11 protein-coding genes and 1 pseudogene are annotated in these 10,015 nt (G+C 73.4%); 9 read left to right on the top strand and 3 right to left on the bottom strand.

Going from position 1 to position 10,015, the window contains the following annotated elements:
• From ACR9ZK_RS06790 to ACR9ZK_RS06770, 5 genes and pseudogenes are all read left to right on the top strand, one after another.
• Positions 1-301, top strand: a pseudogene (locus ACR9ZK_RS06790) (lysine 5,6-aminomutase subunit beta); the annotation flags it as partial.
• The gene (gene kal, locus ACR9ZK_RS06785; protein ID WP_481341129.1) at positions 298-747 is read left to right on the top strand and encodes a 3-aminobutyryl-CoA ammonia lyase; all 450 of its coding nucleotides are present in this window, start codon (positions 298-300) and stop codon (positions 745-747) included. The pseudogene ACR9ZK_RS06790 and the gene kal, both read left to right, overlap by 4 nt.
• 54 nt (positions 748-801) lie before the next feature.
• Positions 802-2,469: an apolipoprotein N-acyltransferase gene (gene lnt / locus ACR9ZK_RS06780; RefSeq protein WP_481341128.1), complete on the top strand. Its 1,668-nt coding sequence runs from the start codon at positions 802-804 to the stop codon at positions 2,467-2,469.
• On the top strand, positions 2,450-3,244 hold the full coding sequence (locus ACR9ZK_RS06775; protein ID WP_481341127.1) for a polyprenol monophosphomannose synthase: 795 nt from the start codon (positions 2,450-2,452) through the stop codon (positions 3,242-3,244). Before lnt ends, ACR9ZK_RS06775 begins: the two co-directional genes overlap by 20 nt.
• A complete protein-coding gene (locus tag ACR9ZK_RS06770; protein ID WP_481341126.1) occupies positions 3,241-3,789 on the top strand; it encodes an FxsA family protein in 549 nt (182 codons plus the stop codon). The genes ACR9ZK_RS06775 and ACR9ZK_RS06770 overlap by 4 nt, the downstream gene beginning before the upstream one ends.
• A gap of 69 nt (positions 3,790-3,858) precedes the next feature.
• On the opposite strand, the gene ACR9ZK_RS06765 is transcribed toward ACR9ZK_RS06770, so the two are convergent.
• The 3 genes from ACR9ZK_RS06765 to ACR9ZK_RS06755 all read right to left on the bottom strand — a co-directional run bounded on the left by ACR9ZK_RS06765 (position 3,859) and on the right by ACR9ZK_RS06755 (position 6,347).
• Positions 3,859-4,221 carry an RNA polymerase-binding protein RbpA gene (locus ACR9ZK_RS06765; RefSeq protein WP_481341125.1) on the bottom strand — a complete coding sequence of 121 codons (363 nt, stop codon included), beginning with the start codon at positions 4,219-4,221 and terminating at the stop codon, positions 3,859-3,861.
• A gap of 120 nt (positions 4,222-4,341) precedes the next feature.
• Positions 4,342-5,718, bottom strand: coding sequence for an MFS transporter (locus ACR9ZK_RS06760; protein ID WP_481341124.1), 1,377 nt, complete (start codon positions 5,716-5,718; stop codon positions 4,342-4,344).
• A 104-nt stretch (positions 5,719-5,822) separates the two neighbouring features.
• Positions 5,823-6,347 (bottom strand): hypothetical protein, encoded by a 525-nt coding sequence (locus ACR9ZK_RS06755; protein WP_481341123.1) that lies wholly within the window; start codon positions 6,345-6,347, stop codon positions 5,823-5,825.
• Between the two features lie 112 nt (positions 6,348-6,459).
• On the opposite strand from ACR9ZK_RS06755, the gene ACR9ZK_RS06750 reads away from it, so the two are divergent.
• The 4 genes from ACR9ZK_RS06750 to ACR9ZK_RS06735 all read left to right on the top strand — a co-directional run bounded on the left by ACR9ZK_RS06750 (position 6,460) and on the right by ACR9ZK_RS06735 (position 9,991).
• Positions 6,460-6,972 carry a MarR family winged helix-turn-helix transcriptional regulator gene (locus ACR9ZK_RS06750; RefSeq protein WP_481341122.1) on the top strand — a complete coding sequence of 171 codons (513 nt, stop codon included), beginning with the start codon at positions 6,460-6,462 and terminating at the stop codon, positions 6,970-6,972.
• Between the two features lie 124 nt (positions 6,973-7,096).
• On the top strand, positions 7,097-8,260 hold the full coding sequence (locus ACR9ZK_RS06745) for a methyltransferase domain-containing protein (RefSeq protein ID WP_481341121.1): 1,164 nt from the start codon (positions 7,097-7,099) through the stop codon (positions 8,258-8,260).
• Positions 8,261-8,274: 14 nt separating this feature from the next.
• Positions 8,275-8,817 (top strand): DinB family protein, encoded by a 543-nt coding sequence (locus ACR9ZK_RS06740; protein WP_481341120.1) that lies wholly within the window; start codon positions 8,275-8,277, stop codon positions 8,815-8,817.
• Positions 8,801-9,991, top strand: a complete 1,191-nt coding sequence (locus ACR9ZK_RS06735; protein ID WP_481341119.1) for a DUF2332 domain-containing protein — start codon at positions 8,801-8,803, stop codon at positions 9,989-9,991. Before ACR9ZK_RS06740 ends, ACR9ZK_RS06735 begins: the two co-directional genes overlap by 17 nt.
• The last annotated feature ends 24 nt before the right edge of the window (positions 9,992-10,015 follow it).

Here is a 10,015-nt window from a genome sequence, read left to right as displayed (position 1 = left end):
TCCGTCGTCGGCAGCGTCAGATGTGTATAAGAGACAGGCCGAGAGGGCCGACGCCGTCCTCGTGAGCCAGGTCGTGACCCAGAGGGATGCCCACGTGCACAACACGACCCAGATGTCGGCGGCCTTCCGCGAGGCGTACCCGGCCGGTGAGGTGCCGATCCTCGTCGCGGGTGGCCCCCGGTTCGAGGAGGGCTCGGCGAAGGCCCTCGGCGTCGACCGGGTCTTCGGCCGCGGCACGACCCCCGGCGAGGTCGCCAGCTACCTCGTGCACGAGATGACCCGGCGAAAGGCGAGACGATGAGCGACCCGACGAGCACGACGAGCACGACGAGCACGAGCAGCGCTGGAACGCCGGCCCCGCGCGCGACGACGGCGGAGGTCGGACGACGCGTCACCCACCGCCGCTACGTGCCGTACAGCCACGCGCACTATGCCGGCAACCTCGTCGACGGCGCCTACTCCCTCGCGGCGTTCGGCGACGTCGCGACCGAGATGTGCATCCGGACCGACGGCGACGAGGGCCTCTTCGCCTCCTACAGCGACGTCCAGTTCCGGGCACCGGTGCGGGCCGGTGACGTCATCGAGGTCTCGGCGGAGATCGTCCGCGTCGGGCGCCGCAGCCGTGAGATGGAGTTCGAGGTCCGCGTCGTCGGCCGGGGGGCGCCCGAGCGCGGTGCGTCGGCCGCCGACGTGCTCGACCCGCCCCTGGTCGCGACGACGGCCCGCGGCGTCGTCGTCATCCCCTGACCTCGCTCGAGCGCCGAGCCGGTTCCGCGGTCCGGGCCCCGACGACATACGGTGATGCCCGTGCGGCGTCACCTCGCGCCCCTCGGCCTCGCGGTGGCCGGTGGGGGTCTCCTCTGCTTCGCGTTCCCCACGTTCGACGGGTGGTGGGCGGCGCCGCTCGCGCTCGCGCTCATGGCCGGCGCCTGGACCGGCGCGCCCGCGGGTCTGCCCGGGGGTGCGGATCGGCGCCGGCCGCTCCGGCCGGGCCGTCGGGGCCTGCTGCTCGGCACCGCCTCCGGCCTCGTGTTCTTCGTCCCGACCCTGTCGTGGTCGGGCATCTACGTCGGTGCCGTCCCGTGGATCGCCCTCGCGACGTTGGAGGCGCTGTTCCTCGGGCTGGCCGGCGCGCTCTACGGCTGGCTGAGCCGGTCCGGGCGGGTGCGACCGCTCGCGTTCGCCCTCGTGTGGGTGGTCGCCGAGGGCCTGCGCGCCCGCGCCCCGTACGGCGGGTTCCCGTGGCTCAAGATCGCCTTCGGGCAGGCCGACGGCACCTTCGGTCGCCTCGTCGCCCTCGGCGGCACGCCCTTCGTCGCCTTCGTCGTCGCGCTCACGGGCGGCCTCCTCGCGCTCGCGGCCCAGCGGCTGCTCGCACGGGGCGCCCGGGCCGACGCGGTCGGCACCCCGGCGGCGGCCCCGTCGGGCCCGCGGCGTCGAGACCTGGCTCCGCTCGCGGGCGCGCTCGTGCTGGGCCTGGCCGGCCTGGCCGTCCCGCTGCCGACCGACGGGCCCACCGAGCAGTTCCTCGGCGTGCAGGGCAACGTGCCGCGTCCGGGTCTGGACTTCAACGCCGAGAGGCGGGCCGTCCTCGACAACCACGTCGCAGCGACGATCAAGGCCCAGCAGGACGTCACCGCTGGTCGGGCGCCGGCACCCGACCTCGTCGTCTGGCCCGAGAACGCCTCCGACATCGACCCGCTGCGCAACGCCGACGCCAAGCAGCTCATCCTCCAGACCGTCGAGTACCTCGACCGGCCGCTCGTCGTCGGCGGCCTGCTCGAGGAGCCGGCCGGCAAGCTGTCCAACGTGTCGCTGCTCTTCGCCCCCGGGCGCGGCAACACCGACCGCTACGTCAAGCGCCACCCGGTGCCGTTCGCCGAGTACATCCCGGACCGGGCGTTCTGGCGCACCTTCAGCCGCGAGGTCGACCTCGTCAGGCGCGACTTCGCCAAGGGCAGCCGCCCGGGGGTCTTCACGGTGGAGGCGGCGGACGGCCGACAGGTCCGCGCCGGCCTCGCGATCTGCTTCGAGGTGGCCTACGACGACATCATGCGCGACGTCGTGACCTCGGGCGCCAACGTCCTCGTCGTCCAGACGAACAACGCGACGTTCGGGTACACGGCCGAGTCGCCCCAGCAGCTGGCGATCAGCCGGATCCGTGCCATGGAGCTCGGTCGCTCGGTCGTGCACGTCTCGACGGTCGGCCAGAGCGCCCTCATCCTCCCGGACGGAACCGCCCGCCAGGTGACGTCGTTGTTCACACAGGCGGTGGTCCGCGGGGCCCTACCATTGCGGGACGCCACGACGCTGGCGACCCGGGTGGGGGAGGTCCCCGAGGGGGTCGCCGCGGCGGCGCTGCTCGTCCTGCTCGTCCTGCCCCTGCCGGGCGTGCGGAGGGGCCGCCGGACGGCGCCGACCCGGGCGCCGCACCAGACGAAGGAAGAGGATGACGACGACGCAGCGTGAGCCGGTCACCCGGGTGGCCGTGCTCATCCCGACGTACAACGAGCGCGACAACCTGGCTGGGATCGTCGCTCGCGTGCGGGCCAGCGCGCCGGAGGCCGACGTCGTCGTCCTCGACGACGGCTCGCCCGACGGCACGGGTGCCGTGGCCGACGCCCTGGCGGCGTCCGACCCGCAGGTCCGCGTCGTGCACCGCGACCGCAAGCAGGGACTCGGCCAGGCCTACCTCGCCGGCTTCCGCCTCGTCATGGACGAGGGCTACGACGCCGCCGTCGAGATGGACGCCGACGGTTCCCACCTGCCCGAGCAGCTGCCGTCGCTGCTGGCGGCGCTCGCGGGCGCAGACCTCGTCATCGGGGCCCGCTGGGTGCGCGGCGGCGAGGTGCGCAACTGGCCGGTGCACCGCAAGGTGCTCTCGGTCGGCGCCAACGTCTACACCAAGATCATGCTCGGCATGCACGTCAACGACGCGACGGCCGGCTACCGGGTCTACCGCACGAGCGCGCTGCAGGCCATGGGCCTCGACGGCGTCCAGTCCCAGGGGTACTGCTTCCAGATCGACCTGACCCTGCGCGCGGTCCGGACCGGCCTGAGGGTGGTCGAGGTGCCGATCACCTTCGTCGAGCGCGAGGTGGGCGTGTCGAAGATGGGGCGAGACATCGTCCGTGAAGCGCTGACGTCGGTGACCCGCTGGGGGATCCAGCACCGCGTCGGGCAGGTGCGGGGGCTCGTCTCCGCCCGTCGAGAGACGCCGGCTCCGGTGGGGGAGCGGACGTGACGCCCCCGCCGCGTGGCCGTGCAGGTGGCGGTCGCCGTCTGCGTCCCTCCCGGGTGGCGCTCGCGGCGCTGCTCGTCGTGCCGGTCGTCGAGATCGCGGTCGTCGTCGCGGTGGGCCACGCCATCGGCGGCTGGTGGACCTTCCTGCTCCTGCTCGCGACGTCCCTGCTCGGGGCGTGGTTCATCCGGCGCGAGGGCGCGCGGGCCTGGCACGCCCTGGTACGCGCGCTGCGCAGCGGCCGGATGCCCGCCCGGGAGCTCGCCGACGGCGTCGTCGTCCTCGTGGGCGGGACGCTCCTGCTCGCGCCGGGGTTCGTGACCGACGTCATCGGCCTCCTGCTCGTGCTGCCCGTGACGCGACCGGTGGCCCGGCGCCTGGTGGAGGCGGTCGTCAGCCGTCACCTGCTCGCCTCGGCGGAGCGCTTCGGCGGCCCGGCGGTCACGGCCCGGCCCGGCTGGGGCACGACGGCACCACCGACGGGCCCGACGCGCTCGACCTCGAGCGACGAGGTCGTCGAGGGCGAGATCATCGACGACGACCGCTGACGGTCGACGCGACGAGGAGCCCGCCCCCACGAACGGGGCGGGCTCCTCGGTGGTCCTTGCGGGAGGGCGTCAGGCGCTCTTGCGCCGCCGCGGCTTCTCACCGCGCGACTCGCGCAGCAGCGTCAGGCGCTCCTCCAGCAGCTCTTCCAGCTCGGGGATCGAGCGACGCTCGAGGAGCATGTCCCAGTGCGTGCGCTGGTGCTTGACCGGCTTCGCCTCGGGCTCGGGGCCGCCGCCCTGGAGCTTGGCGTCCAGGCCGCAGCGGCACTCCCACGTCGGAGGCACGTCGGCCTCGATGGAGAACGGGAGCTCCGTACGGTGGCCCTCCGGGCACACGTAGACCGTGATCTGTCGCTCACTCGGGACGACGTTGTCGTCCGACTCCATGCTCCTCGCCCCGAGGTTGGAACCGCGAAGTGCTCGATCGGCCATGTGGACCCCTCCAGACATCCTGCCTCTGACGACACCCCTGCAGGTGTCTTACCCTCACAGACGCATGAACGACCGAAACGGTTGACTTGTTCCCGCCGGGTCGCGAATTGTAGGTGGGCCTCAGATGACCGCCGGAACCGGGTTTCCGGCCTGCTCGATGCCCTCGCGCATCCGGACCCGGGAGAGCAGGACGCCACCGACGACGAAGAAGACGACCAGCGCCACGATGGCCCAGCGGTAGCTGTGGCTGAACTGGTAGACGAGACCGAAGATGAGGGTGCCGAGCCAGCTCGTGCCGCGCTCCATGGCCTGGTACAGGCTGAAGTACTCGGCCTCGCGCCCCCGCGGGATGAGCTGGCTGTACAGCGAGCGCGACAGCGCCTGCGTGCCGCCGAGGACGATGCCGATGAGCAGCGCGAGGACGACGAAGAGCACCAGCTGCCTGGCCGGTACGAAGAACGCGATGACGACCACGACGGTCCAGAGCGCGATGCCGTAGAGCACGGTCCGCCAGGCTCCGATGCGGGCGGCGGCCAGGCCGAAGAGGCGCGCACCGCCGTAGGCGACGAACTGGACGAACAGGAAGACGCCCAGCACCGTGCTCTGCCCGAACCCGAGCTCCTCCTGGCCGTAGAGGCTCGAGCTGCCGATGACCGTCTGGATGCCGTCGTTGAAGAAGAGGTAGGCGAGGAGGAACAGCAGCGTCTGCGGGTAGTGGCGCAGGTCCCGGAAGGTGCTCGCTAGCTGCTTGAGGCTGCCCCCGACGACGCCGGCCGGACGGTCGACCGGCGTCGTGACCGTTCCTGTGAGGTGGCGCAGGCCGAGGTACGGGATCACCGTGAAGGCTCCCCACCACAGGCCGGCGGACAGGAGGCTGATGCGCACCGCCGTGCCCTCGCTGATGCCGAGCGTCCCGGCGAAGGTGAGCAGGCCGAAGTTCAGGGCGAGCAGGATGCCGCCGCCGAGGTAGCCCAGCGCCCAGCCCTTGGAGCTGACCCGGTCGCGCTCGTTCTCGTTGGCGATGCGGATGAGGATGGAGTCGTAGATGACCAGGGACGCGCCGAGGCACAGGTTCGCGACGAGGATGAGCAGGACGCCCAGCTGCCAGCTGGTGCCGGCGACGAGGAACATGAGGCTCGCCGCGACGGCCCCGGCCCAGGCGAAGGCGGTCAGCAGCCGCGTCGGGTGGGCGCTGCGGTCGGCGATCGCGCCGATGACGATGAGGATCAGCGCGGAGATGATCGTCGAGACCGTGACGGTGTATGCGTAGAGCGACCCCGCCGCCACCGGGATGCCGAGGACGGACAGGTCGGTCGTGCAGTCGACCCCGTCGGCGATGCCCGGGCAGGCGGCCTGCTTGGCGATGGCCGTGAGGTAGGGACCCATGAGCACGGTGGCCGTGGTCGTCACGTAGGCGGAGTTGGCCCAGTCGTACCAGTACCAGGACCGCTGCTCCCGCGTCTCCGGTCGGGCAGCGTTGACGGCGACGTCGGACATGGCAGGAGCGTCCCACAACGCGGCGGGACTGGGCCCCGGCACCGCCTCAACACGCCGTCGGGCCACGGGGCCGCGGAGCGTCCCGAGCTTCGAGGACGTGCTCGTCAGGGTGTCGCGGGGCGCCGGTCGTCCGCTGCGTCGCCCTGAGCGTCCTCGAGGCCGGTGGTCGTCAGCAGCTCCCACGCGAGCCCGTGGGCGAGCACGACGAGGCACGAGATGGCGATCGCGGCAGCCTGCAGACCGCTCAGCCCGGCGGGCGCGGCGAGCTCGGGGGCGACGCCGAGGGCGAGGATGACGAGGAAGAGGAGGGCGACGAGCCACCGGTGACGCTGGAAGGGACCACGGGCCCCGGGGCGACGGTCCGCCCGGACGAGCCGGACGGTCGACCACGCGCCCACGAGTGCGACGACACCGAAGGTGGTGCGCCACACGCCCGGCCGCCCCGGGTCCACCTGGGCGAACAGGCCCATGACGCCGGGCAGCAGGAAGGTCAGGTAGACCCCGCCGACGAGTCGCCGGGTCGTGGGGGAGCGGAGCAGCTCACGGCGCCGGTCGACGGCCGACCACCACAGGCCGACGAGCGTGAAGCACGTGGCCGACACGACGGCGTAGAACGTGGACAGCTCCATGCGGCATCACCCCTCGTGCGTCGGAGCCCGACGCGGGCCCGACGCCTGGTGCCGACGATGTTCCCACCGCGAGACCGCGCCGGCCAGCCGATTTAGCGCTAAAGTATTGGTGGTGGAGGACGTGACGGGGGACGAGGTCGAGGCGGTCGTCGACGCGTGGCGGCGTGAGCGCCCGGACGTCGACGTGTCGTCGGTCGGCATCGTGACGCCGCTCGTGCGCCTGGCCGCGATGGTCGCCGACGGCAGGTCGCGGGCGCTGGCCGCCCACGAGCTCGACCAGAGCCACCTCGACGTCCTCGCGACGTTGCGCCGGGCCGGCGCGCCGTACCGTCTGACGGCCGGTGAGCTCTCGAGGCGCTGCCGGGTGACGCCGGGCGCGACAACGCAGCGCGTGGCGGCACTGGAGCGGCTGGGGCTCGTCGAGCGGGTCCGTGAGGAGCCGGACCGACGCACCGTGCACGTGCGGCTGACGCCACGAGGCCGCGAGCGCGTCGACGAGATCATCGGCGGGGTCATGGCGGCCGACGACGCCCTGCTGGCCGGGCTGACGCCCGTGCAGCGCAGAGCGCTGGAGAGCTCGTTGCGGACGTGGCTTCGCGTCGTCGGGTCGGGTGGGCACGCCTGACGCCCACCTCGGCGTGCCCGACGGCCACTCCATAACGCCGATAATCGACATTATGTCACTTCAGAGGATCGGGTCCTCTACCCCTCGCGGTAGACCACCGCCCGCGACCGTAGCCTTGACCCCGATGCAGTGTGACTACTTCGACGCCGCGCGCTGCCGCTCGTGCAGCCTCATGGGCCTGCCGTACGCCGACCAGCTGGCGGACAAGCAGCGGCACGTCGCCGGCGTCCTGGCTCCGCTCGCCCCGGGCGTCCGGTGGCTGCCCGCCCATGCCGGCCCGGAGTCACACTTCCGCAACAAGGCCAAGCTCGTCGTCGGCGGCTCCCCCGGTGCCACGACCGTCGGCATCCTCGACCGCGACGGACACGGCGTCGACCTGCGCCACTGCGGCCTCTACGAGCCCGGGCTCGCCGAGCTCGTGCCACGCGTCGCCGGCCTCCTCGACGTCCTCGGCCTCGAGCCCTACGACGTGCCCGCCCGGCGGGGCGAGGTCAAGCACGTGCTGCTGACCCACTCCCCCGACGGGGAGGTCATGCTCCGCTTCGTCCTGCGGTCCCAGAAGCACGTGGCCCTGCTGCGGTCCCGGCTACCCGTCATCCTCGATGCCCTGCCCGGGGTGCGCGTCGTGTCCGTGAACCTCCAGCCCGAGCACAAGGCCGTCACCGAGGGCGAGGTAGAGATCGTCCTGACCGACGCCGACGTCCTGCCGATGCGCCTCGACGACATCGAGCTGTTCCTGCGACCGGCGAGCTTCTTCCAGACGAACACCGGGGTCGCCGGCGCCCTGTACCGACAGGCCCGGAGCTGGGTGGCGCGAGTCGACCCGGCGGTCGTCCTCGACCTCTACTGCGGCGTGGGCGGGTTCGCGCTCCAGGCAGCCGTCGCGCCGGGTCGCCGGGACCGCGTCGTGCGGGGCGTCGAGGTGGCGCCGGAGGCCGTCGCGTCGGCTCGGCGGAGTGCCCAGCGGCTCCCCGCGTCGGGAGCGGATCGGGCCGACCTCGCGTTCACCGTGGGTGACGCCACGCAGGTGCACCTGCTGCCCGCGACCCCGGCCTCCGCCTCGCTCGTCGTCGTCAACCCGCCCCGGCGCGGCATCGGCCCCCGGCTCGCAGCCTGGCTCGAGGCGTCGGAGGCATCGCACGTGGTGTACTCCAGCTGCAACGTCGAGAGCCTGGCCCGTGACCTCGCCGCGATGCCGTCCCTGCGCCCCCGCGAGGCGCGCCTCTTCGACATGTTCCCGCAGACCTCGCACCACGAGGTCGCCGTCCTGCTCGAGCGAGCACCCTGACCCCCGGAGGACCCGTGACGACGACATCGACGAGCGCCGACGCCCCGTGGAGGGCACCGGTCGTCGAGCGGCCGGACGGCTCGCTCGTGGCGCGCGAGCCGGAGCTGCTCGCCGGTCTGCTGGACCACCACCGCACCACGCTGCTCGCGATCTGCTCCGGCCTGACCGGCGAGCAACTGGCCATCCGCGCGGTCGACCCGTCCGGGATCAGCCTGCTCGGCCTGCTGCGCCACCTGCGCAAGGTGGAGCGGGTCTGGTGGCGCCAGCGTGTCGGTGGCCAGGACGTCGCGCCCCTCCACGGGTTCGGCGAGGGCGTCGACCGCGACTTCGACGAGCTGGACCCCGAGGGCGCCGCCGACGACTACGCCGCCCTCCTCGACGAGTGGCGCGAGGCCGACGCCGTGGCAGCCGTGCACGACCTCGAGGAGGTCGTGCACTCCGGCGCCGAGCCCTTCTCGGTGCGTTTCGTCTACCTCCACCTCATCGGCGAGTACGCCCGCCACAACGGGCACGCCGACCTCGTCCGGGAACGGGTCGACGGTGCGACCGGCTTCTGAGCCGGGCCGGGCGCGCGACGAGGACGGCGGGGCCGACGTGGAGCGCCTCGACCGGGTGCGTCGGCGGTTTCGCGAGTTCGGTGCCGAGTACGCCTCCCTGCCGCTGTACGGCACGGTGAGCCGACGCGTCGCGGAGGACCCGCAGACGGCCGGGCTGCTCGTGGCGGCCCAGCCCGGTCAGGCCCGTCCGGTGCTGTGGTTCGCGGCTCTGCACGACCTGGTCCTGCAGCGGCCCGACGTGCCGGCTGCACGGTGGTACGCCAGCGTGGTCGGGCGCGCTGCCGTCGCCACCGGTGACCCGTGGCCCGACGTGCGCGCGACCGTCCTCGACCACGCCGACGAGCTGCGTCGGACCGTCGCCACGCGGACGACGCAGACCAACGAGGTCAACCGCTGCGTCTACGTGGCAGCGGGACTCGCTGCAGCGGCGGGCAGCTCGGGTCCGCGGTCCCGCGAGGCGGCCGGACCAGGTCGCGTGGCACTCGTCGAGCTCGGGGCGAGCGCTGGGCTGCTGCTCGGTGTCGACCGGTACGCCGTGACGACGACCACCCGGGACGGTGCGCGTGCGACGGTCGGCGACGCCGCGTCGCGCGTCCGGTGCGAGGGCCTGGACCGCTCGGCCCGCCGGCCGGCCCTCGGACCGCTGCCGCAGGTGGCGGGGCGCGCCGGCCTCGACCGCGACCCCGTCGGGCTCGAGGACGAGGACGCCGTGCGCTGGCTGCGCGCGTGCCTGTGGCCGGACGTGCCGGGCCGGGTCGAGCGGTTCGAGGCCGCCCGGCAGGTGCTGCGCGCGGACCCTCCCCTCGTCCTGCGGGGCGACATCGTCGAGGACGTCGCCCGGGCCGTGGACGCGGCGCTGGAGGACGCGCGCGCCGGTTCGGACGCGGGTGTCGCCGAACACCTCGTCGTGTTCAGCTCGTGGGCGCTGACCTACGTCGAGCGCGAGCGGCGGGCGGCCCTCGGCGCCGAGCTGGCCCGGATCGCCGGGTCGGTCCCGCGGCTGACGTGGTTCACGGCGGAGCCGCCGGGCTGCGTGCCCGGCCTGCCCGATCACCCGCGGGGCGGCGAGGGCCCGACGGTGCTCGGACTGCGATGCTGGGTCGACGGCGCCGAGGGTCGGCCGAGCGTCTTCGGTGTCGGGCACCCGCACGGCACGTGGATCGACACCTGGTGAGCCTCGAGTTCGCCTGCCAGCGAA

Source organism: Monashia sp. HAY1-5C (assembly GCF_056755255.1).
Note: the sequence above shows the minus strand (reverse complement) of the source record. Positions and strands in the feature narration are given on the sequence as shown.

Bases quoted from the DNA above. Each gene is read 5' to 3' on its own strand.
- kal (WP_481341129.1), top strand. From the start codon at position 298: ATGAGCGACCCGACGAGCACGACGAGCACGACGAGCACGAGCAGCGCT.
- lnt (WP_481341128.1), top strand. From the start codon at position 802: ATGCCCGTGCGGCGTCACCTCGCGCCCCTCGGCCTCGCGGTGGCCGGT.
- ACR9ZK_RS06775 (WP_481341127.1), top strand. From the start codon at position 2,450: ATGACGACGACGCAGCGTGAGCCGGTCACCCGGGTGGCCGTGCTCATC.
- ACR9ZK_RS06765 (WP_481341125.1), bottom strand. From the start codon at position 4,221: ATGGCCGATCGAGCACTTCGCGGTTCCAACCTCGGGGCGAGGAGCATG.
- ACR9ZK_RS06760 (WP_481341124.1), bottom strand. From the start codon at position 5,718: ATGTCCGACGTCGCCGTCAACGCTGCCCGACCGGAGACGCGGGAGCAG.
- ACR9ZK_RS06755 (WP_481341123.1), bottom strand. From the start codon at position 6,347: ATGGAGCTGTCCACGTTCTACGCCGTCGTGTCGGCCACGTGCTTCACG.
- ACR9ZK_RS06745 (WP_481341121.1), top strand. From the start codon at position 7,097: ATGCAGTGTGACTACTTCGACGCCGCGCGCTGCCGCTCGTGCAGCCTC.